At 53.6% G+C, this 24,053-nt stretch carries 22 protein-coding genes; 8 read left to right on the top strand and 14 right to left on the bottom strand.

What is annotated here, in order from left to right; genetic code table 11:
* Positions 1–1,135 precede the first annotated feature (1,135 nt).
* On the top strand, positions 1,136–1,402 hold the full coding sequence (locus AQ981_RS26080; RefSeq protein WP_071608887.1) for an excisionase: 267 nt from the start codon (positions 1,136–1,138) through the stop codon (positions 1,400–1,402).
* On the top strand, positions 1,377–2,453 hold the full coding sequence (locus AQ981_RS12420; protein WP_058912064.1) for a tyrosine-type recombinase/integrase: 1,077 nt from the start codon (positions 1,377–1,379) through the stop codon (positions 2,451–2,453). Before AQ981_RS26080 ends, AQ981_RS12420 begins: the two co-directional genes overlap by 26 nt.
* Before the next feature lie 385 nt (positions 2,454–2,838).
* On the opposite strand, the gene AQ981_RS12425 is transcribed toward AQ981_RS12420, so the two are convergent.
* From AQ981_RS12425 to yobA, 3 genes are read right to left on the bottom strand one after another with little or no spacing between them, the layout of a single operon-like run.
* Positions 2,839–3,183 (bottom strand): YebY family protein, encoded by a 345-nt coding sequence (locus AQ981_RS12425; protein ID WP_121500653.1) that lies wholly within the window; start codon positions 3,181–3,183, stop codon positions 2,839–2,841.
* A 19-nt stretch (positions 3,184–3,202) separates the two neighbouring features.
* Positions 3,203–4,075 (bottom strand): copper homeostasis membrane protein CopD, encoded by an 873-nt coding sequence (gene copD, locus AQ981_RS12430; protein ID WP_058912066.1) that lies wholly within the window; start codon positions 4,073–4,075, stop codon positions 3,203–3,205.
* Positions 4,076–4,081: 6 nt separating this feature from the next.
* Entirely contained in the window at positions 4,082–4,453 is a 372-nt protein-coding gene (yobA, locus tag AQ981_RS12435; RefSeq protein ID WP_058912067.1) for a CopC domain-containing protein YobA, read from the bottom strand.
* Positions 4,454–4,601: 148 nt separating this feature from the next.
* Here yobA and AQ981_RS12440 point away from each other — a divergent pair, with 148 nt between their 5' ends.
* From AQ981_RS12440 to exoX, 3 genes are all read left to right on the top strand, one after another.
* Entirely contained in the window at positions 4,602–4,832 is a 231-nt protein-coding gene (locus AQ981_RS12440; RefSeq protein WP_058912068.1) for a DNA polymerase III subunit theta, read from the top strand.
* A 122-nt stretch (positions 4,833–4,954) separates the two neighbouring features.
* Positions 4,955–5,689: a carbon-nitrogen hydrolase family protein gene (locus AQ981_RS12445; RefSeq protein ID WP_058912069.1), complete on the top strand. Its 735-nt coding sequence runs from the start codon at positions 4,955–4,957 to the stop codon at positions 5,687–5,689.
* 27 nt (positions 5,690–5,716) lie between these two features.
* On the top strand, positions 5,717–6,385 hold the full coding sequence (gene exoX, locus AQ981_RS12450) for an exodeoxyribonuclease X (RefSeq protein WP_058912070.1): 669 nt from the start codon (positions 5,717–5,719) through the stop codon (positions 6,383–6,385).
* Here the strand turns inward: exoX and AQ981_RS12455 are convergent.
* The 4 genes from AQ981_RS12455 to AQ981_RS12470 form a co-directional block, all read right to left on the bottom strand.
* Positions 6,382–8,433 (bottom strand): prolyl oligopeptidase family serine peptidase, encoded by a 2,052-nt coding sequence (locus tag AQ981_RS12455; RefSeq protein ID WP_058912071.1) that lies wholly within the window; start codon positions 8,431–8,433, stop codon positions 6,382–6,384. The genes exoX and AQ981_RS12455 overlap by 4 nt on opposite strands.
* Before the next feature lie 83 nt (positions 8,434–8,516).
* On the bottom strand, positions 8,517–9,173 hold the full coding sequence (locus tag AQ981_RS12460; protein WP_058912072.1) for a tellurite resistance TerB family protein: 657 nt from the start codon (positions 9,171–9,173) through the stop codon (positions 8,517–8,519).
* Positions 9,174–9,369: 196 nt separating this feature from the next.
* The gene (yebF, locus tag AQ981_RS12465; protein WP_249226313.1) at positions 9,370–9,711 is read right to left on the bottom strand and encodes a protein YebF; all 342 of its coding nucleotides are present in this window, start codon (positions 9,709–9,711) and stop codon (positions 9,370–9,372) included.
* 76 nt (positions 9,712–9,787) lie between these two features.
* Complete coding sequence (locus tag AQ981_RS12470; RefSeq protein ID WP_058912074.1) at positions 9,788–10,111, bottom strand: YebG family protein; 324 nt, start codon at positions 10,109–10,111, stop codon at positions 9,788–9,790.
* 137 nt (positions 10,112–10,248) lie between these two features.
* Here AQ981_RS12470 and purT point away from each other — a divergent pair, with 137 nt between their 5' ends.
* The gene (gene purT / locus AQ981_RS12475; protein ID WP_058912075.1) at positions 10,249–11,427 is read left to right on the top strand and encodes a formate-dependent phosphoribosylglycinamide formyltransferase; all 1,179 of its coding nucleotides are present in this window, start codon (positions 10,249–10,251) and stop codon (positions 11,425–11,427) included.
* 116 nt (positions 11,428–11,543) lie between these two features.
* On the opposite strand, the gene AQ981_RS12480 is transcribed toward purT, so the two are convergent.
* From AQ981_RS12480 to zwf, 3 genes are all read right to left on the bottom strand, one after another.
* The gene (locus AQ981_RS12480; RefSeq protein WP_058912076.1) at positions 11,544–12,182 is read right to left on the bottom strand and encodes a bifunctional 4-hydroxy-2-oxoglutarate aldolase/2-dehydro-3-deoxy-phosphogluconate aldolase; all 639 of its coding nucleotides are present in this window, start codon (positions 12,180–12,182) and stop codon (positions 11,544–11,546) included.
* A gap of 56 nt (positions 12,183–12,238) precedes the next feature.
* The gene (gene edd / locus AQ981_RS12485) at positions 12,239–14,050 is read right to left on the bottom strand and encodes a phosphogluconate dehydratase (RefSeq protein ID WP_058912077.1); all 1,812 of its coding nucleotides are present in this window, start codon (positions 14,048–14,050) and stop codon (positions 12,239–12,241) included.
* A 231-nt stretch (positions 14,051–14,281) separates the two neighbouring features.
* Complete coding sequence (zwf, locus tag AQ981_RS12490) at positions 14,282–15,757, bottom strand: glucose-6-phosphate dehydrogenase (protein ID WP_058912078.1); 1,476 nt, start codon at positions 15,755–15,757, stop codon at positions 14,282–14,284.
* 367 nt (positions 15,758–16,124) lie between these two features.
* On the opposite strand from zwf, the gene AQ981_RS12495 reads away from it, so the two are divergent.
* Together AQ981_RS12495 and pyk are read left to right on the top strand one after the other, a co-directional pair.
* Positions 16,125–16,994, top strand: coding sequence for a MurR/RpiR family transcriptional regulator (locus tag AQ981_RS12495; protein ID WP_058912079.1), 870 nt, complete (start codon positions 16,125–16,127; stop codon positions 16,992–16,994).
* Between the two features lie 109 nt (positions 16,995–17,103).
* Positions 17,104–18,546 (top strand): pyruvate kinase, encoded by a 1,443-nt coding sequence (gene pyk, locus AQ981_RS12500; protein WP_058912080.1) that lies wholly within the window; start codon positions 17,104–17,106, stop codon positions 18,544–18,546.
* A gap of 65 nt (positions 18,547–18,611) precedes the next feature.
* On the opposite strand, the gene AQ981_RS12505 is transcribed toward pyk, so the two are convergent.
* The 4 genes from AQ981_RS12505 to AQ981_RS12520 form a co-directional block, all read right to left on the bottom strand.
* A complete protein-coding gene (locus tag AQ981_RS12505; protein ID WP_058912081.1) occupies positions 18,612–19,637 on the bottom strand; it encodes a fimbrial protein in 1,026 nt (341 codons plus the stop codon).
* On the bottom strand, positions 19,637–22,129 hold the full coding sequence (locus tag AQ981_RS12510; protein ID WP_058912082.1) for a fimbria/pilus outer membrane usher protein: 2,493 nt from the start codon (positions 22,127–22,129) through the stop codon (positions 19,637–19,639). The genes AQ981_RS12505 and AQ981_RS12510 overlap by 1 nt, the downstream gene beginning before the upstream one ends.
* An 11-nt stretch (positions 22,130–22,140) precedes the next feature.
* The gene (locus AQ981_RS12515; protein ID WP_058912083.1) at positions 22,141–22,830 is read right to left on the bottom strand and encodes a fimbrial biogenesis chaperone; all 690 of its coding nucleotides are present in this window, start codon (positions 22,828–22,830) and stop codon (positions 22,141–22,143) included.
* A 91-nt stretch (positions 22,831–22,921) separates the two neighbouring features.
* Entirely contained in the window at positions 22,922–23,455 is a 534-nt protein-coding gene (locus tag AQ981_RS12520) for a fimbrial protein (protein WP_071608889.1), read from the bottom strand.
* Between the last annotated feature and the right edge of the window lie 598 nt (positions 23,456–24,053).

Raw genomic sequence — 24,053 nt, forward strand, 5'->3', positions numbered from 1 at the left:
GGCTCCGGCTCCGGCTCCGGCTCCGGCTCCGGCTCCGGCTACGGCGACGGCTACGGCTCCGGCTACGGCTCCGGCTCCGGCTCCGGCTACGGCGACGGCTACGGCTACGGCTACGGCTCCGGCTCCGGCTCCGGCTACGGCTCCGGTGAATAAATCAATATCCCCCTCGGTAACGAGGGGGTGGGGAATTTACATGAATAAATTAACCAGAGAGCGCATTGAGCAATACGCNTTTACATGAATAAATTAACCAGAGAGCGCATTGAGCAATACGCAAATGATCCGCGCATGTGCAATGTAACCGAAGAGATTCGCGAACTGGCCCGCATGGCGCTGGCCGCAATGGACAGCGAGCTGGAAGATCTGCCGCTTGACTACCTACAGGGACACAAAGACGGCCTGGAGTGGGCCTCTCAACTGGCAAAAGCTAATCACCCGGAAACCGGAGACTGGCTATACGATGACCCTATCGAGCTGGCAAAAGCTATCAGCAAAGGTCCAGATATGCCGCCAGCGCTGCCAGTATCGGACAGCGAGCCGGTGGCTTGGACTGACGAGGAAGAACTGCGCGATGTTAATGTTGCTGGAATCGGCTATTTGTTTGGCATTGAGCGTGACGCGAACAAATTCGCTGACCCACGACGCCAGATAATGCTCTATCGCCACGCGCAGCCAGCGCCGTTAGTTGATGCCGACGATAATTTCTATTCGTGGTTTGGCAGGGAATGGCATGAGAATTATCAACACAACCAATACACCACAGCGGCTAAGCAAATGCTGGGTGTGATGGCTGAATCTGCGTGGAAAGCTGGGCGTCGCGCCGCCATGATCCAGGCTGGTTATGCAGTACGCGACCTATCCACGCCAGTAGACCCGCAGGTAGCTGAATACGAGCAAAACGTAATGCAGCCCGGAAACTCTCCTGTAATCCCGGCCGGCTGGCAACTGGTGCCAAAGGAACCGACGCCCGTGATGATAAGTGCGTGGCTATCTGAGGTTGCAAATTTCCGTGGTCACGTTGCGGGGTACAAAGCTGCGCTCGCAGCAGCACCGGCACCGGACGCAAAGTGAAATTCGTATTTCAGTTTTAGATGCCGGCTGGCGGGTAAACTGCTGGTCGGTGATGAGGTAAACCATGCTACTAACTCTCACTGAGTGGGCGCGAATTTATTACAAAGATCCGCCGCCAATTGGCACGCTACGCCGTTGGGCAAGGAATGGAAATATATTCCCGCAACCAGAGAAACAGGGGCGAGAATATAAAGTTCATGATGATGCGTTTTATATCAAACCGAATAAAGCAGGGACATCAATCAGGCAGTACCACCCAAACGGACGTGTCGGTAAAAAAAGTGCATTGCTGGAGAAGTTGATCGATGAGTCGAAAAAAATACGATGCTAATCTGCCACGTAATCTGACATACCGTACCGCCAGTAAATCATTTTTCTGGCGCAATCCAGTAACAGAAAAAGAATTTCCTCTCGGGCAAATTTCCCGCCGGGAGGCAATCGCTCAGGCAATAGAGGCAAATAATTTTATATCTCAGAATTATACGCCTGTTGCATTGATAGAAAAATTAAAGGGATTTGATTCATATACTGTTGATAAATGGGTCGACAGATATGAGGTGATATTACAACGCCGTAATCTATCTGCAAATACATATAAAATAAGACGAAATCAACTGTTAACAATAAAAGAGCGCATTGGAGATATGGTACTTGCAGAGGTTACAACGCGACATATAGCTGAATTTCTTGAGCAGTGGATAATAGAGGGGAAAAACACGATGGCCGGTACTATGCGATCTGTTTTGTCTGATATGTTCAGAGAGGCGATTGTTGATGGACGCATAACCATCAATCCAGTCGAGCCAACCAGATCCCCGCGGGTTCAGGTATCTCGCCAGCGTCTAACTATTGATGCATATAGATCCATTCGGTCAGCCGCAGAACAACTCCCGGCCTGGTTTCCTCTGGCGATGGATCTAGCGCTGGTTACTGGCCAGCGCAGGGAGGATGTGGCAAGCATGCGTTTCAGCGCAATTTATGACGACAGATTGCATATAACACAGATAAAAACAGGAATGATGCTGGCGCTGCCGTTATCTCTTACCCTGCCAGCTAACGGAATGAAGCTAGCAACTGTTATTGATCGATGCAAACTGGTCAGCCGCAGCGATTTTCTCATCAGTACAGGGATCCGTAAAAATAGCCCGGACGGAAGCCTTCACCCGGACGGACTGACAAAAAAATTTGTCGCAGCCAGATCTGCCACAGATCTGGAGTTTGGAGACAATCCGCCGACATTTCATGAAATCCGTAGCCTGGCTGGAAGGCTTTACAAAGATGCCTACGGAGAGGATTTCGCTCAGAAACTACTCGGCCATAAGTCTGATAAAATGACGAAGATGTATCTAGACAGCAGGGAAAAGTCATACATGATGCTGTGATTTTTTCTGTAAAAGAATTGTTAAGATATTTTTTGTTGTGGTATAAGTGAAAAAGACCGGAATACAGAAATTCGGAAAAATTTCGGAAAATTTCGGATCACAATCTGTAACGTACTGAAAAGTAAAAGAGATAAAAAAAGACCGAATACGAGTCCTGTATTCGGTCCAGGGAAATGGCTCTTGGGAGAGAGCCGTGCGCTAAAAGTTGGCATTAATGCAGGCTCAATCGCCTTGCCCTTTAAGAATAGATGACCGTCGCAGGTTTTCCAGTCCGTGACCGGACTGTGGTTAAAAAAACCGCACCTGCGCCAGGTTATCATTAAAAAACCGCAGCCTCCGGAGACGGGTGCTGCGGTTTTTCATATGATTCACCAGAAAACAGGTCTTACGGGCACAGTTTCTGCGCCCGCTCAATAAAGGGCTGCAGACTCATCTTTTGCCCGGGCGCCGCCGGATCGTCTATCTGAATCACGGAAATCGGCTGACCGAGCGTCTCACCGCGGCTCACCTGGGCTTGAGCGATATCATTCAACGGGTATTGCATCAGAGTGCTGGGGTTTATCACAAACAGCGCCTTGCCCGGCCGACAACTGAGCATCACCTCTTCACGGTTAAAGGCCCATTTGTCCTTACCGATTTCAAAACGACTCACCGTAGCAATCTGCGGCGCAGCCAGCGCCGCGCCACAACTGCTCAGTATCAGCAAGGCTGCAAAAAATTTCTTCATAATAATTCCTGATTTATGCCGCTCAGAACGGCTCCCAGGTGGCAAATAAGCTCACCAGTGCCAGCACCAGCGCCGACAGCGCCACCTCAACACACGTTAACCGGATGAATCCGCGCTTCGCCTGCTCGTCGCTGCGCGCGAAGCGCGGCACCAGAATATAACGGTTCCAGACGGCAATGAAGATCATCGCCGCCACCAGCGCCGTTTTCAGCACCAGCAAGCGCACATAGCCGGCATGCCACGGCCACGAAACGCCGAGGATCATCAGACTATTCACCATCCCGCTAACGATAACCAGCACCACCGCCGCATGGCCGTATCGCGAGAAGCGCATCATCGCCTGTATCGCAGGCTTCCGCCAGCGCGCCTTACGCGCCATCTGCATACACGCCAGCAGCGGTAACAGGCCGCCCACCCACCAGCTCGCCGCCAGCAGATGAACCCCGTGATTGATACGCTGTAACGCGCCGCTGATACCCTCGCCGGCAGCCGCGTGGCCAACGCCAGCCATCAGGATCAATTGCGCGCAGGTCAGCAAAAGCAGCAGACCGGATAGCCGCCGCGGCCTCATGATGACCACCATCACGCCGGCCAGCGCCAGTACCATCTGCCATAGCCACACGGCGCCAAAGCGGGTATTCAGCAGCGCGCGCCAGATTTGCGGTTTAACCGTATCCGCCCAGCCGCCCGCCATCAACCCGCCCTGCAGAGCGAACAGTAACAGTGCGCTCATCAACCCGGCGATAGCCGCCGGAAGCCACAGCCGCGCCAGACGGCGGATCATCAATCGCTGAAAATCGCCGCTGGCCAACAGCGAGCTGCAGGTACAGCTCCCCGCCAGCAGCATCAGCGCGCCGAAATGAATCAGCCTCAGCAGGACCAGCAGAGTCGCCATGGAGGATTACTGAATGCGGAAATGGTAACTTCCCTGCGTTTTATGGCCATCGACCGAAACAACGTGCCAGTTAACCCGATAATCACCCGACATCAACGCAGCGTTCAGTGGGATAATTAACTGCTTGTTATCGTTTTCGTTGAGCCGGGCTTTGCCAACGCCTATCGCCGCATTATCTGCGCCGGTCAGCGTCGCGCCGCTGAATGCGGGTTCAACACCTTCAGAGAAATTAAGTACCAGTTGCTCTGCGGCCGCTACCGTGGCATCGGCGGCCGGAATCTGGCTTTTGAGATGCGCATGGGCAAATACGCCGGAAGAGAATAAGAGTGATGATGCAAAAGTGAATGCCGCTATGCGATGGGTGACGTTAAAAGCCATATTTATCATTCCTTTTTATTATGAAAACCTGTTAATCATACCGCCCCGCCGACGCAGGATCGAGTCGAAGCGCTGACATGGCACAGAAAGACTTGTCATTCTGTGCCTCAGCGATTACCTTTCCCCGCAGCAATTATGGAGGTACCCGATGCACAACAATCTCGCCCAACTTCCCCAGGAAGAGATGGATAAAGTGAATGTCGATCTCGCCGCCGCCGGCGTGGCATTTAAAGAACGTTATAATATGCCAGTTATTGCCGAAGCTGTGGAACGCGAACAGCCTGAGGCATTACGCAGTTGGTTTAGAGAACGTTTAATCGCACATCGGCTGGCTTCTGTTAATCTATCCCGTTTGCCCTGGGAACCAAAATCGAAATAAATTGACACATCATTACACATTTCCTGTTAAGATTTTTCCTACAGCTTCAGACTACGTCCAGGACTAACCAATCGCACATCGGGGATGACGTGCATGGACTGCTGAAATTTAAGGAACTTTGTATGTATAGATGGAATGTCGCTGCAGCGCAGTATGGCTCCCGGCCAGGCCAGCTGGAAGCCAATATTTCCCATCATTTGAAATTTATTGAGTGCGCTGCCCGCGAGCAGGTCGATTTGCTGATTTTCCCGGAGCTTTCGCTGACCGGCTATGACGCTGCGCGCGATGAGTCACTGGCGCTCTCTTTCGACGCCGCCGAGCTGGCGCCGATTCAGCAAGCCGCTGAAACATATAAAATGACAATTGTGGTCGGACTTCCCATTCGCCACAGTAGCGGCATCTCCCCCGGCGCTATCGGTTTTTTACCCGACGGCACCCGTATCGCCTGCCACAAACCGCCGGCGGACAGCGATCTGGACAGCGGCGCGCTAAGCACCCCGCTATTCGGGCAGAGTGGACGCAGTTTTGCCCTTGGGCTGAATGAAGCCGCCCACGATGATACTCTGGCGCGCGCCGCCGCTTATTCCGGCGCCAATCTGTATGCTTCCGGTCGCCTGGTGTCCGGCATGACCTGGCAGAGTGATGTTATGCATCTCCAGGACTGGGCTTACCGCTATAACCTGCCGATTCTTATGGCCAACCACGCCTGGAGCTGCGACGCGCACCCCACCGCGGGCCGCAGCGCCTGCTGGGATGACCGGGGTCGGCTGGTGATTCGCGCCGAAGACGGCGAGCTGTTAGTTATCGGCCGGCGCAGCGAGCGGGGTTGGCAAGGGGAAGTGATTCCTTTACGCTAAGCGTCATCTATTCTGCCGGAGGACGCCATGCTACGTATTATTGACACGGAGACCTGTGATTTACAGGGAGGCATTGTCGAGGTGGCGTCGGTGGACATTGTCGACGGCAAGATTGTTAATCCAATGAGCGATCTGGTACGCCCGGATCGACCTATCAGCCATCAGGCGATGGCAATTCATAAAATCACCGAGCAGATGGTCGCCGATAAACCGTGGATCGACGACGTCATTCCACGCTACCACGGCAGCAGCTATTACGTGGCCCATAATGCCAGCTTCGATCAGCGGGTGCTGCCGGAAATGCCCGGCCAGTGGATATGTACCATGAAACTGGCGCGCCGCCTGTGGCCCGGCATCAAATACAGCAATATGGGCCTGTACCACTCGCTCAGACTCAGCGTTGAAACCCCTGCCGGGCTGCATCACCACCGGGCGCTGTATGACTGCTACATCACCGCCGCCCTGTTGCTGCGTATTCTGGACGTTTCGGGCTGGACGCCGGAAGAGATGGTGGATGTCACCGGGCGTCCGGCGCTGCTGCGCGAAGTGCCATTCGGTAAATATAAAGGAACCCCCTTTGCCACCGTGGCAGAGCGGGATCCCGGCTATTTACGCTGGATGCGCAACAATATTAAAACCATGGCGCCGGAACTGCGCATGACCCTGAAACACTGGCTGGATAAAGACGCCTGTTAGCCGCTGCTTGCGGACAGCGAGCCCTGCGCAAGGCCAATCAGGAAAGCATATTCCAGCGCAACGCCTTCCCAGGACTTAAAGCGCCCTGATTTGCCGCCGTGACCGGCATCCATATCGGTGCATAACAGCAGCAAATTATCATCCGTTTTACGTTCCCTGAGCCGCGCCACCCACTTCGCCGGCTCCCAGTACTGCACCTGAGAATCATGCAAACCGGTGGTCACCAGCAGATGCGGGTAAGCCTGCCGTTCCACGCCATCATAGGGGCTATAGCTTTTAATGTACTCATAAAAGCGGCGCTCGGCGGGATTTCCCCACTCTTCAAACTCGCCGGTGGTGAGGGGAATCGACTCATCAAGCATAGTGGTTAATACATCGACAAAAGGTACCTGAGCCACCACGCCGTGAAAACGTTCCGGACACATATTCAGTACCGCCCCCATTAACAACCCACCAGCGCTGCCCCCCATACCGTAGAGCAGCGTCGGATCGCCATACTGGCGTTCCAGCAGCGCGTCACAGACGTCAAGATAATCATAAAAAGTATTTTTCTTGCGCAGGAATTTGCCGTCTTCGTACCACTGCTGGCCCAGTTCGCCGCCGCCGCGCACGTGAGCAATGGCAAAAACGAAACCGCGCTCCAACAGGCTGAGGCGGCTGGTGCTGAAATCCGCATCCATACTGCTGCCGTAAGCGCCATAGCCATAGACCAGCAGCGGGTTTTTCCCGGGTCGGAAGTGTTGGCGATGCCAGACCAGCGAAACCGGGACTTCTGCGCCATCCCGGGCGCGGATCCACAGATGTTCGCTGTGATACACACTGGCGTCAAAATTCGCCACCTCGGTCTGTTTCAGCACCCGCCGTTCGCCGCTGTCCATATCGAGTTCAAACAGGGTATCCGGGGTGGTCATGGATGAGTAGCCATAGCGCAGTTTTGCGGTTTCCGGCTCCGGGTTCCAGGCAATCCAGGTCACATAGGCCGGGTCGTCAAAAGCGATGCCGAAGGTCTCACGGGTATGACGATTGATGCGCCGCAGACTGGTCAGCCCACGCTGGCGCTCTTCCACCACCAGCCAGTCGGTGAACAGAGTAAACCCTTCCAGCATCACTTCCGGACGGGCCGGGATCAGGGTTTCCCAGACGGCGTCAGCATCAGTGGTACGGTACAAACCAAAGTTTTTGCCGTCGCGGTTAGAGCGGATGTAAAACCATTGCTGGAAGTGATCGAGGCTGTACTCACGGTCGCGCTGGCGCGCCAGAAAACAGCGCGGACGCGCCCGGGCATCGCCGGCGTCAAGTAGCCAGGCTTCGCTGGAGGTGGCGCTGCTGAGAAAAATGGTGATAAACCGCCGCGAGCTGGTTTTGTGAATACTGACGTAAAATGTCTCGTCCGCCTCCTCATACACCAGCTCATCAGTGTTCACGTCGCTCCCCAGACGATGCCGCCATACCTGGTACGGCAACAGAGTTTGCGGATGCTTGCGCACATAATAGAGGGTTTGCGAATCGTCGCCCCAGACCACGCCCGGAGAGACATTTTCAAGAATTTCCGGATACCAGCTATCGCTGTCCAGATGGCACAAGCGAAGCTGATACTGACGACGGGAAAGGTAATCTTCGGTCAGGGCCATCACATGATTATCCGGTGAGATAACCAGCGCTCCCATATCATAGAATTCGCTGCCTGCCGCCCGCACATTGCCATCCACCAGAGTTTGCCAGTCCGCTGGCGCCGGAGTCGCCGGCTGGCGCTGCCAGATAGCATATTCATTCCCGGCTTCGTAAAGCTGGCGGTAGCGATAGCCGTTTTTGACCCACGGCGCAGAGACCTCCCTGGCCGGAATACGGGCGATGATTTCGCACATCAGAGTGTCCTGCAGCGCGCGCTGGCTGTCCATCACCTGTTTGCCGTAATCATTTTCCTGTCGCAGATACGCCAGAACATCAGGATTGCTGCGGGAGTCATCCCGCAGCCAGTAATACTCATCAATCCGCTCATCGCCGTGGGCGACCAGGGTATGGGGGATTTTTTTCGCTTGTGGAAACATCACGCAGTACTTTTATAAAAAACCATTCTCTAATGGTGGCAAAAGCTCGGCGCCTTGCAAGGAAAATTCCCCCCGGACGGCAACTAACCGGGCAACGCCAGCTTCTGCTGCTGAATATCGCGCTCAATTTCTTCGCGCACATCCGCGGGGATCTTCAGCGCATCGCCCAGCGCATTGAGATAACTGCGCTCCATAAAGTGGTCAATGTCAATCACCGCGCAGCTCAGAAACCAAATCTCCAGCGCTTCTTCTTCATTCGCCACGCCGGCGGCAAGGCGCTGTGGCTCAAGCGGCTGGTCAATCGCCTGCTGAACCAGACGCTGCCCCTCCCCTTCAATACCGGCTGATCGCAGCTGTTGATCAATGCGTGAACGTTCCTCATCGTCAATATGGCCGTCGCTTTTCGCAGCATAGACCAGTGCGGTGATCAGGCGCACAGTGCGCGCATCGACCGCCGCCGGCTGCTGAGTGACAACCGGCTCCGGCTCTGGCTGCTGTTGGGGAATTCGCGATTTGTACTTGTTCCAAAGTACGCTTCCGGCAACCGCGCCACCGCCAACCAGCAGCGCGCTGGTACCGTATTTGGCCAGCAACTTGCGCGACGATTTACTGGAAACCAGTAATCCCGCCAGCCCGCCCAGCGCCCCGGGAACTAAAAATTTACTCAGGCCTTCCTTATCCGCTCCCGACTTTCCCTGCTGCCCCAGCATTGACTGAAGCTGATTTAACCAGTTGCTCATTGTTGTTCTCCGTTGGTGATATCCGCAAAGCGTATGCCGCAAGATGTAAAAATGTGTCGGGAAAGACAAAAGATGCGCAAATAACCGCCACTCACCAGCGGACGCCAGAATAAAATATGGCTGAAAGGGGACGATAACAACGCGCGCGCAAAGGCCAGGATCGCGGCTGGCCTTTACCGACAACGGAAAGGGGTCGTCAGGGCTGATACACGGCAGTACCGCTGGCACAGTCTACCATCACGGTATAGTGGATATCGCTGCTTTTACCGCGCACCGTCAGCGGCACCTGCCAGCGGTCGTGCTCACCGCGAATATCGCTGCTATTAATCCACGCAACCGGATCAGCCTGGCCCAGCGTTTTCTGATCGTCGGCCCATTTCACAACCCGGTTTTGCAGATAATCCCGCTTCACGCTGGCGGCAATCCCGTCAGCATCCAGGCCTTCACACTTTGGAAAGCTGACGCTGCGAGGATCCGCCGCCTGGCCGGTGACGGTCCATGCGGCGAAAAGCGCGCCAATAAGCCAGTTGGTTTTCATTTTCATACCTTATCTCCTGTCTGCCTGTGGCACAGACAAGTCTGGTACAAAATGGATTAATCGCCACTGCGCGCTATCAGGCGACTTTTTTCCGCCCACGGACAGGCGCCGGTGCATCAGGCTGTGCCTCAGGGAGCGCAGCGTCTGGATCCTGAACGTTGACGGCGGGCAACTGACCGGTTTTCAGTAGCGTCATCAGGCTTTCTTTATTTTCCGCCAGCCACATGGCCAGCGCGTCCTGCTGCTGCTCCGCCAGTTCCGCCGGGCTCTGACGCAGCCAGCCGCCCAAAGCTTCGGCCAGGTCGAGCATTTTATCGTACGCGTCCGCATCCTTTTTTGTGGCAAAAGACATTTTTTCTTCACCTTCCCGAACAACCACATATTTAATTTCAACGGCCATAAAGGGTTCCTGAATACACTGTATATATTAACAGTATAACAAATGGAGACCATTCGCTCAATGCTGTATCCACGCTGTGAAGGCAAACGTTTTCGTATATACTGGGCCGGTCATTTATCACGTCAGGTAGGGAATTTATGTCGATGTTGGGAACCGCGCTGCGCCCCTCAGCCACCCGCGTTATGTTGCTGGGCTCCGGAGAACTGGGTAAAGAAGTCGCCATTGAGTGTCAACGCCTTGGTCTGGAAGTGATTGCCGTGGATCGCTATGCCAGCGCACCGGCAATGCACGTCGCGCACCGCAGTCACGTTATCAATATGCTCGATGGCGAAGCCGTGAAAGATCTGGTGGCCCGGGAAATGCCCGACTATATCGTGCCGGAAATTGAAGCTATCGCCACCGATACCTTGCTGGAGCTGGAACAGCGCGGCCAGCGCGTGGTGCCCTGCGCCCGCGCCACGCGTCTGACCATGAATCGTGAAGGGATCCGCCGTCTGGCCGCCGAAGAGCTGGCGTTGCCCACCTCCAGTTACCGGTTCGCCGACAGTGAAGAAACTTTTCGTCAGGCAGTGGAGGAGACTGGACTGCCGTGCATTGTTAAGCCGGTGATGAGCTCCTCGGGCAAAGGCCAGAGTTTTATCCGCGACCGCGATCAGTTAAGCCGCGCCTGGGAATATGCCCAACAGGGCGGCCGCGCGGGCGCCGGACGGGTTATCGTCGAAGGCGTGGTTAACTTCGATTTTGAGATTACTCTGCTGACTATCCATGCCGCCGACGGTATCCATTTCTGCGCGCCTATCGGCCATCGCCAGGAAGACGGTGATTACCGGGAATCCTGGCAGCCTCAGCAAATGAGCGATCTGGCGCTGTCCCGGGCGCACGATATCGCCGCGAAAGTGGTAGAAGCGCTGGGAGGTTACGGACTGTTCGGCGTGGAGCTTTTTGTCTGCGGCGATGAGGTGATCTTCAGCGAAGTCTCACCGCGCCCTCACGACACCGGCATGGTAACCATGATCTCGCAGGATCTCTCCGAGTTCGCCCTGCATGTCCGCGCTTTTCTGGGCCTGCCGATTGGCGCCATTCGCCAGTACGGTCCTGCGGCATCCGCGGTTATTTTGCCGGAACTGCACAGCGATAATGTTCAGTTCGATAATCTGGACGCCGCGCTGGGCGCCGGTATCCAGATTCGCCTGTTCGGAAAACCGGAAATCAGCGGCACCCGCCGCCTGGGCGTCGTCCTGGCCTGCGCAGATGATATTGATGACGCCGTCAACCGCGCCAGCCGCGCAGCACAGGCAGTGAAGGTTTCCGGGTAGTCGCCGGGGCCATACCCGGCTGCGATCCAACGACAAAAAAGGCAAAGACCGCGTCAGCGATTTTTGCCTTTTATTCACACCAGGCCGCTATATACCAGGGCCTGCAGCAAGCCGGCTTATTTTGCGCCTTCTACCGCTTCACGGGCCAGTTTGGTGATGCGCTCATAATCACCGGCTTCCAGCGCATCAACCGGCACCAGCCAGGAGCCGCCAATACACAATACGCTTTTCAGCGCCAGATAATCGCGGTAGTTAGAGGGAGAGATCCCGCCGGTCGGGCAAAAACGGATATGGGCGAAGGGACCGGCAATCGCCTGCAGCGCTTTAACGCCGCCATTGGCCTCCGCGGGGAAGAATTTGAACTCTTTCAGGCCATACTCCATACCCAGCATTAACTCGGAAACCGTACTGATACCCGGAATCAGAGGGATGGTGCCGTCAATCGCCGCCTTCAGCAGCGACCCGGTCAGACCCGGACTGATAGCGAACTGCGCGCCGGCTTCTGTCACCTCTTTTAACTGCTGGACATTCGTCACCGTTCCGGCGCCAACAATCGCCTCCGGCACTTCTTTGGCTATCTGGCGAATCGCTTCCAGCGCACAGTCGGTACGCAGGGTGACTTCCAGAACCCGGACGCCGCCCGCCACCAGCGCTTTCGCCATCGGTACCGCGTGCTCCAGTTTCTTTACCACAATCACCGGTACAACAGGACCGCTGGTCAGGATCTGTTCCGCACTCGTTTTCCAGTTTTTCATTAAAGACTCTCTCCCGTGGATGCTTCCATTATGCCGCCGTCAGTAGCGGCCTTAGCTTAAAATGAAATACAGGTTGCGCCCTGCTCAGCGCCGGAGAGTTTTTCCCGCAGCGCGCCAAACAACTCCCGGCCGGTGCCCACCCGTTCGGCGCTCAGATCCGGGTGATAAGGGGTTCGTTGCGCCAGTTCGCTCTCGTCCACCAGCAGGGTTAACTCTCCGCTCTGGCCATTGACCCGAATCAGGTCGCCATTCTGTACTTTCGCCAGTAAGCCACCGTCCCAGGCTTCAGGGGTAACGTGAATTGCGGAGGGTACTTTACCCGATGCGCCGGACAGCCGTCCATCGGTAACCAGCGCAATTTTGAAACGGCGGTCCAATAATACACCAAGTGGCGGCATCAGTTTATGCAATTCTGGCATACCGTTGGCTTTTGGCCCCTGGTGGCGCACCACCACCACGCAGTCGCGATCCAACAGACCGGCTTCAAAGGCAGGCAACACATCGTGCTGGCTTTCAAATACCACCGCCGGGGCTTCAACCACCTGGTTTTCCGCCGGCACCGCCGAGGTTTTCATTACCGCGCGCCCCAGGTTGCCGCTCAGCACTTTAGTACCGCCGTGATGGGAGAACGGCTGTTCCAGAGCGGCAATGACGTCGCTGTCCAGAGAATGTTCCGCCCCTTCACGCCACGCCAGTTTGCCGTTGTCCAGCCACGGTTCCATGGTGTAGTGACGCAGACCGAAGCCCGCCACGGTATGCACATCTTCATGGAGCAGGCCGCCTTTCATCAGCTCGCGCATCAGAACCGGCACCCCGCCGGCGGCCTGGAAGTGGTTAATATCCGCCGGACCATTGGGATACAGGCGCGCCAGCAGTGGCACAATATCCGAAATCTCGGAGATATCATCCCAGTTAATGATGATGCCCGCCGCCCTGGCCATCGCCACCAGATGCATGGTGTGGTTGGTGGATCCGCCGGTCGCCAGTAGCGCAACAATTCCGTTTACCACCACTTTCTCATCCACCATTTTACCCAGCGGCAGCCACTCGCTACCGTTGCCGGTAAAGCGCGTCACCTGGCGCGCCGCAGCAGCGGTCAGCTCGGCGCGCAGCGGCGCATCAGGATGGACAAATGACGACCCCGGCAGTTGCATCCCCATGAATTCAATCACCATCTGATTGGTATTGGCGGTGCCGTAGAAAGTACAGGTACCCGGCGCATGGTAGGACGCGGCTTCCGATTCCAACAGCGCCGCGCGATCCACTTTACCTTCGGCGTACAACTGGCGGATACGCACCTTCTCTTTATTGGCCAGGCCGCTGGCCATCGGACCGGAAGGAATAAATAGCGACGGCAGGTGGCCGAAGGACAGTGCCGCCATCGCCAGCCCGGGGACAATCTTATCGCACACCCCAAGGAACAGCGCGCCGTCGAACATGTTGTGCGACAGACCAATCGCCGCCGACATAGCGATCACTTCCCGACTCAGCAGCGAGAGCTCCATCCCGTCCTGCCCCTGGGTCACGCCGTCGCACATTGCCGGCACGCCACCCGCCACCTGACCAACCGCCCCGACGTCATGCAGCGCTTTGCGGATCTGATCGGGGTAGTGTTCATAGGGCTGATGGGCCGACAGCATGTCGTTGTAGGAGGTGATAATCCCGATATTGTTACGCAGCATGCTTTTCAGCGCGGCTTTATCTTCCGGCTGACAGGCGGCGAAACCGTGGGCCAGATTCCCGCAGGCCAGCTGTGAGCGGTGCACCGTGTTGGTTTTGGCTTTTTCAATACGCGCCAGGTAGGCTTCACGGGTGGGACGGGAGCGTTCAACAATACGATTTGTTACGCGTAACAAATTTTGATTCATATCGGGATCCTCATAATCTTTCTGCCGGAGCAGTATTCCGGATTCCGCTTACGGGCTTCAGATGCCCGGTATGCAGCGTATTCCAGGTCTCAGGGGCAAAATCACTGAGGATATTGTAAATAAAAAAGCCCTGTTGGTGAATCCCAACAGGGCCTGATGGTGAATTTTTTATCGCACTTATGCGCCAGATCATGTTACCGGTAAAATCGGTAACCGATCATCTCATACCGGCTACTCGAATTCGTTCCACGAGCGGCCGTCGCGGGTGATCATCGCCACCGACGCGACCGGTCCCCAGGTCCCGGCCTGGTAAGGCTTCGGCGCATCATTATCCATCGCCCAGGCTTCGGTAATCGAATCCACCCATTTCCATGCTGCTTCCACTTCATCGCGCCGTACGAACAGAGCCTGAATACCGCGCATGGTTTCCAGCAGCAGACGCTCGTAGGCATCCGCCAGATGAGTCTGGTTAAAGGTCTCCGAATAGCTCAGATCCAGTTTGGTGGTCTGCAGATTGTGCTTGTGATCGAGGCCTGGCACCTTATTGAGGATCTGGATATCCACCCCTTCGTCCGGCTGCAGACGAATCGTCAGTTTATTGTGCGGCAGTTCCGGCCACGACTCTTTAAACAGGTTCAGAGCCGGGCTTTTGAAGTACACCACCACCTCCGAACACTTGGTCGGCAGACGTTTTCCGGTACGCAGGTAGAACGGCACGCCAGCCCAGCGCCAGTTATCAATATCCACGCGAATCGCGACAAAGGTTTCGGTATTGCTGGTTTTGTTAGCGCCCTCTTCTTCCAGGTAGCCCGGCACCTTTTTCCCCTGGGCGAAGCCGGCGGTATATTGCCCACGCACGGTCTTCTCACGCACATTCGAACGGTCGATACGACGCAGCGATTGCAGAACTTTCACCTTCTCATCACGGATATGGTCGGCGGTCAGGTCCGGCGGCGGGGCCATGGCGATCATGCAGAGGATCTGCAACAGATGGTTCTGGATCATATCGCGCATCTGGCCGGCCTGGTCAAAATAGCCCCAGCGCCCTTCAATACCCACCTCTTCGGCGACCGTGATCTCCACATGATCGATAGTACGGTTATCCCAGTTGTTGACGAACAGCGAGTTGGCAAAACGCAGCGCCAGCAGGTTCAGCACCGTCTCTTTACCGAGGTAGTGGTCAATGCGATAGACCTGGCTCTCGTCAAAAAACTCGCCGACCCGATCGTTAATGTCCTGGGAGGTTTCCAGCGAGGTGCCAAGCGGTTTTTCCATCACCACCCGCGCCGGTTTAGCATTCAGTTTCGCAGCCCCCAGACCTTTACAGATGGCGCCGAACGTACTGGGCGGCATAGCGAAGTAGTTAATGGTGACGCGATTTTTCTGGTCAAGTTTTTCCCCCAGACGGGTGAAACCTTCAACATCGTTCACGTCCAGGTTGCAGAAATCAAGGCGGCCGCTGAGACGCTCCCACAGCGTTTCATCAATTTTTTCCTTCATAAAGGTTTCCATCGCCTCACGGATAACCTTCGTATAGGCCGCCACATCCCAGTCAGCGCGCCCGACGCCAATAATTTTCGTGTCCGGGTGGATCTGCCCTGCTTTCTCCAGTTGATACAGGGAAGGCAGCAATTTCCGGCGCGCCAGGTCGCCTTTAGCACCGAAAATGACCAGGTCGCAGGCCTGGGCTGTTTGCGTTACTGCCATATTGTTCTCCTCGTGTCGGGCTTTCTGCACGCAGTCAGGCCCTGTTTGTAATTTTCTTACATCACAATGTACTTGTTTTGCACAGTTCACGAAACCATAAGAATTTACCCTATGCCGGGAAATCGTTTAACTGCACAAAATATGCTGTTTTTCTGCCCATAACATTCACTACCCCCGCAGGGTGGCGGCGAAAACTGCCATTTTTGTATCATTCTAAAACCAGACATTGATCATGTTATGAAAAAAAACGACATGAGCATGTTATTTTATCCCCCCATGAACAGGAGCACAGGGTATATTCTTGCCTGAACCATTACGCGCTTTCACCGGTTGTTGAAATCGTTTTCACCAATGAGTGTTCTGCCCTATGAATATGCTGGAAAAAATCCAGTCGCAACTGGAGCATTTAAGCAAATCAGAACGCAAGGTCGCGGAAGAGATTCTGGCTGCGCCGCACACTGCCATTCACTCCAGTATTGCCCGGCTGGCCGCTCAGGCCGGCGTCAGCGAACCTACCGTCAATCGCTTTTGTCGACGCATGGAGACCAAAGGCTTCCCGGATTTTAAGCTCTATCTGGCCCAGAGCCTGGCAACCGGCACCCCTTACGTTAATCGCAATGTTGATGAAGATGATAGCGTCGAAGCCTACACCGGTAAAATCTTCGAGTCGGCGATGGCCAGTCTTGATCATGTCCGGCAATCGCTGGACCTGTCGGCCATCAACCGGGCGGTGGACCTGCTCACCCAGGCAAAGAAAATTGCCTTTTTCGGGTTGGGCTCCTCTGCCGCTGTGGCTCACGACGCCATGAACAAGTTTTTCCGCTTTAACGTTCCCGTGATCTACTCCGATGATATCGTACTGCAACGAATGAGTTGTATGAATAGTGCTGACGGCGATGTGGTGGTGCTGATTTCCCACACCGGCCGCACCAAACATATGGTCGAACTGGCGCAACTGGCGCGCGAGAACGACGCGATGGTGATTGCTATCACTTCCGGCGGTACTCCACTGTCCCGCGAAGCCAGTCTGCCTTTAGTGCTGGACGTCCCGGAAGATACCGATATCTATATGCCGATGGTCTCCCGCCTGGCGCAGTTGACCGTCGTCGACGTGCTGGCGACCGGCTTTACTTTGCGACGCGGCGCAAAATTCCGGGATAACTTGAAGCGAGTCAAGGAAGCGCTGCGCGAATCGCGTTTTGATAAGACGTTGTCGATTCCTGGCGATAATGGGTAATTTTTATAACAATGCAGTAAAACACCAGGTCGTTCGGTTAGCGCTTTTCCTGTCTGACCGAGTTTTGTTCACGCAACACCAAAAGTTGTATCAGTCAACGGAGTAATAAATGTCCAGACGGCTACGCAGAACTAAAATCGTTACCACACTAGGCCCGGCCACCGATCGAGATAATAACCTCGAAAAAATTATCGCCGCCGGCGCCAACGTGGTTCGCATGAACTTTTCGCACGGATCACCGGAAGATCACCAACTTCGTGCCGATAAAGTTCGCGAAATTGCCGCTAAACTTGGCCGCCATGTCGCAATTCTGGGCGACCTGCAGGGACCGAAAATTCGCGTTTCCACCTTCAAAGAAGGCAAAGTTTTCCTCAATATCGGCGACAAATTCCTGCTGGATGCCAATCTGGGCAAAGGCGAAGGCGACAAAGAGAAAGTCGGGATTGACTATAAAGGACTGCCTGCCGATGTAGTGCCCGGAGATATTCTGCTGCTTGACGACGGCCGCGTGCAGTTGAAAGTGCTGGAAGTTCAGGGCATGAAAGTCTTTACCGAGGTCACCGTCGGCGGCCCGCTTTCCAATAATAAAGGCATTAATAAGCTGGGCGGCGGCCTTTCCGCCGAAGCGCTGACCGATAAAGACAAAGCCGATATTGTCACCGCCGCGAAGATTGGCGTCGACTATCTGGCCGTCTCTTTCCCGCGCTGCGGCGAGGATATCAATTATGCCCGCCGTCTGGCGCGCGATGCAGGCAGCGATGCCAAAATCGTCGCTAAAGTAGAGCGTGCCGAAGCGGTATGCAATGAAGCGGCCATGGATGATGTGATTCTGGCCTCTGACGTGGTCATGGTGGCGCGCGGCGATCTGGGCGTCGAAATCGGCGATCCGGAACTGGTGGGGATTCAGAAAACTCTGATCCGCCGCGCCCGTAAGCTTAATCGCGCCGTCATCACCGCGACACAGATGATGGAATCAATGATTACCAATCCAATGCCGACCCGTGCGGAAGTGATGGACGTGGCGAACGCGGTGCTCGATGGTACCGATGCCGTGATGCTTTCCGCGGAAACCGCTGCCGGCCAGTATCCGGCGGAAACCGTAGCGGCGATGGCCCGGGTGTGCCTTGGCGCAGAAAAAATCCCCAGCGTGAACGTGTCCAAACATCGTCTGGACGTACAGTTCGACAATGTCGAAGAAGCTATCGCCATGTCGGCCATGTACGCTGCCAACCATCTACAGGGTGTAACGGCCATTATCACCATGACCGAGTCTGGTCGCACCGCGCTGATGACATCGCGTATCAGCTCCGGCCTGCCGATTTTCGCGCTTTCCCGCCATGAGCGCACCCTGAACCTGACGGCCCTGTATCGCGGCGTCACTCCGGTTCATTTCGGCGATGTGTGTGAAGGCGTCGCGGCCGCGCAGAGTGCGGTAAATCTACTGCGTGATAAAGGCTATCTGATGTCCGGCGATCTGGTTATTGTCACTCAGGGCGACGTGATGAGTACCGTTGGCACCACCAATACCACGCGTATTATGACCGTTGAATAATCGCGCTGCATAGCCATCAGGGGCCACTGGCCCCTGATTTTTTATTGCCAATCCTGATACCCGGTTTATTTAAAACTCAGCGTAAAAGTTGCTGTCGCATTTGCCACGCCCGGGGTAATGGTGTTTTTGGTCTGATAATAGCGGGCCTTCATTTGTATTCCCGTTCGCTCCTCAATTGCCTGGGCATAATATTTGGTATCGCCAAACACAACAGCACTGTCGTCCGGCCGATAATAAATCTGGACACCAACACCGGTGGCGGCCATATCGCCAGATGCAGAATCAAGCTTTAACACGCCCGGGACATTCACCGGATCCGCGTTCCCTTCAAAGCGAATATTCACTTTCGTTCCCACATTGCATTGCAGGTCAATGGTAAAATTCTGCCACTGGGTACCAGAACCTACGCCGCTGAATTCCGACTTTGCATGGTTATTCAGCTCCACCGGGATGACCGGCACCACAACCGAACAGGCTACCTGACTAATACTACCGCTACTGAAAGTAATCGGCACTTCGTTGGACCAGGCGTTGTTTTCCCGGGTACCGGCAAAAAATTTCCCCACATCCCCGCTTAATATCCCGCTGGTAATATTCCCGGTTTTAATAAATTTAATTTTCGCCCGGTTACCGATTGCCGGCCGCTGCAGAAATCGGTTAGGGAGTTTCGCAATCGTCACTTCATTACTGCTGGTAATCCCCTTCCAGCCTGTCCAGGGGTCGCTGCTCATTTTCGCATCGCCTTCGAGGATAAATCCCACTCCGGCAAGATTGGTATTAAAGACAATTTTTCCATCATAGGTCATTCCTGACCCCTGACTATTATAAGATTTAATCCCCGATTCAATCGCGTAACCCGAAATGGATTCAGTATCATAATTACAATTCTGATAAGCAGCGGCCTCATTGGAATAGATCCATTCGCTGATCGGCTGACCTATCACGGCATCGCGCTGTACCTGAATATCACCTGCGGGAATAGTGAAATTACCTACAGCATCACAATATGCGTACACCCCAAACGACAGGGAGGTACAAAAAAACAGCACAATATATTTACACCAGCTGAGTACTACGCTGCGATATTCCATTATCGGCACTCCCCGTTAATCTCCAGAACCGGGCGCTTTTGCGCTTGCTGAGCGGTCAGATCGTAAGAGGCGGCACAGTGTTTATCTCGCCATTCAACGCTCACCACCCCCTGCTCCGGCACTCCGGTCAAATAAACCTGCCCATCATCACCCACAATGCCTTCCCCACCGTTATCCAGTTTCGCTACCGCGCCAAAAGGTAGCGGTCGTCCCTGATACATCAACGACATCAATACCCGATAACCCAGCCGCGGGGCAAAATCAGCCACTACCACCGCGCCCTGGCCCGGGGTGACCTGCTTGACGGCATTCTCCAGATCAACGTTTTCGATCATGCTGGTATCCAGCGCGATGCTGTTATTTTTGTAGGGAGACGCATAGGGCACCACTGTGTAGCCGCGCCAGTCCGTATAAACCCCGGTATTATTCAGCACCTTAGCATTTGCCGCATGAGGCGCTTTCACCAGAGTGACTGACTGGCCCAGCGGTTGCGAGAAGGTAATACCATCACTATGAGCCACGACGCCGCCTTTCAGGCCGTAGGTAATCTGCTGATTGTCAGGACCGTAGTTCCAGGCCCCCGTCGCTTCACCATAGGTGCCGCGGTAATCGGCATTCACCCCGCCAGCAGCACCATTGCCCTGATTAGTGTAACTCTGGCGAATGCCCCAGCTCAGATTGTTATCCGCCAGCGCCGTACCGTTCAGCCCAATCTGCTGCGATGTGCTGCCATGTTTACTGCTATTAACGCTGTAAGTCGCACGAGTGCGCGGTAACAGGCTATCCAGCGGAATCTGGAAATTAATCGCCAGTCGCCGATCGCTGTCCATATCACTTTGCGGATAGCTACTGTAGCTGTAACTCATGCTGATATTGGTGTTACCCAGCGACGTACTCCAGCCGGCCGTCAGCGTTCGCTCTTCCCCGCTCTGGTTCCAGTAACTTTGTTGGTATGCCGAGAGATAAAACGATCCCAGGGCGTTCACATTCTGACTTATATCCAGTTGAAATTTGGCGCGTTTGTTATTTTTTAACTCCCAGTCTGCATTATCGGTACCCGGGCGCTGGTTACTTTCCTCAAAAGTATAAAATCCCGCCGTTGAGTAACGATAAGCCGCCAGAGAAAAAGATGTCCCGTAATCAGGAAATTGTTTGGCATATTGCAGGCGGTAAGATTGTCCGTCACGGGTAGCGTTGTTATCGAGTCGCGTGTGCGCCGCAGTCACATCCAGTGAAATCGATCCCACTGGCCCCAGGCTTACCCCGGCGCCCAGCGCGGCGGAATAATAATCCGCGGCGCCCAGTAGCCCGCCGTAGAGTGTCAGATAATTAGAAACGCCGTAGATCGCTCCGGCCTGGCCAAACTCCGGCTCGCGTTCATTATTGCCAGAAGAGCGATATTTACCTGCGGTAAGCGCATATTTAACTTGCCCCTGGCGCTGCATTATCGGTACAGCCGCAAACGGTTGAATAAATGTACTTTCACTGCCGTCGGCTTCTTTAATGGTCACTTCCAGGTCGCCGCTGCCCGAACCGGGATATAAATCATCAATCGAAAACGGCCCTGGCGGAACATAGCGCTGATCGATAATATTGCCATTCTGCCTGATAGTGACCTGGGCATTGGACTGGGCAATACCGCGAATTCTCGGCGCAAATCCCCTTTCGCTGTCCGGCAGCATATTGTCATCAGAAAACAGTTGAATACCGCGAAACTGCACGCTGTCGAAAATATCGGCAGCCGTCGTGCTATCGCCAATCACCAGTTGGCTGCGCAGAAATTTAATATCGCGCTGTAAATAAGTATTCAGCGAATGCCACTGGCTACCGCTCTGATTATCATAGTTCCAGGTTGAGTAGTTTCTCAGCCGCCATGGACCAAAATTAAAACCGCTCTGTAAATTGGCATAGTAACTGTTCTGTGCGCCGCCCTGTGCATTATGCCAGCTATTGGCGCCGGTAAAACTATAATTCAAAAGACCTGCGGTAATACCATCATCCCAGGTTTGTGGATCCACCCAGCCCCGGGCCTGATGTACCATAGCTGCCTGAGGAATACTGATGTTAAGTATCAGCCCCTTTATCTGAAATTCACTGCGTGCCAGCGGTATATAATCCCCGATATCCGCAATCGGACTATCTTCGGGAATATTTGCCAGTGCAGGAAAAGCCGCAATATTCACCCCCCACGCCTTAAGCATCCCGGGAGTGAGTTCCGGCTCAAGCTGGTTATTTTGTTGATCCTTCACAAAACGAATATCGCGGATTTCTGGTAGTGTCCGATCGTTAATACTGATCGTGACATGATAGGTGCCAGGCGCCTGTCCACCATCCCGGGTAAACCAGCTCAGATCAACATTCCCCTGTTCCTGATCATCCAGCTCCAGCGCATGAACATTAAAAACTTCTTCGGCATGTACCGGGTCACTGCACCACCCTGCAAGGACGAGCGCAACCACCACCGGAGAATAACGATGGGTTAAACTTTTCATAGCGCGACCTGTCAGATTGACTTGCTGGTTTTAGATGAAATAGCGCCATAGTCATTGATATTCTGCCAGGTCACATTACGCCCCACGCCACCGGGAAGTTTGAATCTGGCTTCGCCTTTGGGAGGCACCAGATCGGCTTCTTTGATTTCTTTACCGTCTACCGACAGTGAATAAAGAGACACATACCAGGGACCCGGGTTACGCATCACCAGCATATTACCGTCGCGGACCGGCTGCAGCGCTTTACCGGCGTCCTCCGGATTCCCCGGCAGGCCTGCAGGACGGTAAATCAACTTCACGCGGGTTTTCATCACCACCTGTAAGGAATTATCAGTGATTTTCGCGCTATCCACGCCAGGAATTGATTTGACGCTTAACCAATAAATTGACTCGCGATCCGTGGGAAGCGGCGCTCCCATATAAACAATGCGCAATAAGTTTTCACTGTTACTGTTAATACGGAACAGGGGCGGCGTCACCGTAAAAGGTGTTTTTTTAGAGCCGTCGATATTTTCAACCCAGCTTTGTATCAGATAAGCAGAATCATTACCGACATTTTTAACCGAAACTGTTTTTTCTTTCTTTTCCGCCGCAAATATAACCCGGGTTCCGCCAATGGCAATACCCGCCTGTGCCATCGTTGAAATAAAAGAGAAAAGCACACCAAATAAAGCAATCAGTAAGAGACGACTGGTTTTCATGATATTCCTCCATAAAGCACATATCTGCATCCATGCAAATAAGGCAGGGTTGGCGGCAGATAACACACCGCCAACCCTGTATATTAAAAAATTACTTATAGCTCAGCGTAAAGTTAGCTGTGGCATTAGCGCTACCGGGATTAACAGTGTTCGAGGTAGAGACATAGCGAGCAACAAACTCCAGTTCGTTGTTTCCTGCCACCAAAGGATAATCGCTTGATGCGCTATACAGCGGGATCAGATTATCGCTCTTATCGTAAATACCTACTGCCACTCCCTCAGCCACACCATTAGTACCATAATTTGTCAGCTGCAACAGAGCTGAATTGTCCGTATCCCGCTTGCCGTCAAATTTAATATTGGCCGAATTAATCGCACTCGGGCAATTCTCCAGCGCAATTTTAAAAGAGGTCGGCGCAGCTTTACGATCGGCAGAACCGCTAAGGTTGGAGGTGGCAATCGTTCCCAGTTCTACATTGACAGTCTGTGCCGACGTAGCCACGGTACAGGTATCGTCGGAAATACTTCCTGTAAAGTTAACGACGCCGTCGCCACCATCCGCCATAGCGCCGCCGCATCCCATGGCCAGTGTCATAGCAATACCAGATAAGTAATTCTTTTTCATAAATAACATCTCCATGTTAAAACAACTTTTTTCCTTGATATTAAGGACAGGTAAAAATTAATAGTGATGAGACTGATATTACACAATCCATAAATCAGTTATCTCTACAGGGAAATAATACTCAGAAAATTCTTGATTGAAAAGATCTGATAAATATGAGCTGAAAATATAAAATTCACAGAAAGAATAAATTCCTAAAACATATAAAAACTGAATATAGAAAAATACGTTTGATTTATCAGAAATTCATATATATAAACATTCGGCAATAATCAAAAACAAATATTCACATAAAAAAGACCAGGCACGGCAGACATATACCAGAATATTCACATAATTCATTCGAAAGATAAATAAAAAGCCGTTAAGAATTTTGTTATGTTTATAATAAATGATTAAAAATATAAAGCCAAAAAGGCAATTTAATAATAGGTAAAACCTTACATCGAACGTTCAAAAAACAGACTAAAAATATTTTTCTCTGCCTGTCATCAGACCAGTAGGCCGCCAGGTTGTGCTCTGGATCATTATTTTTGACTCAATCATCACCCGCATAAATAAATATCCTCCGGCATAGCCGGAGGTTTTTCTGATGCGC

This window comes from Entomohabitans teleogrylli (assembly GCF_001484765.1).
GTDB lineage: Bacteria > Pseudomonadota > Gammaproteobacteria > Enterobacterales > Enterobacteriaceae > Entomohabitans > Entomohabitans teleogrylli.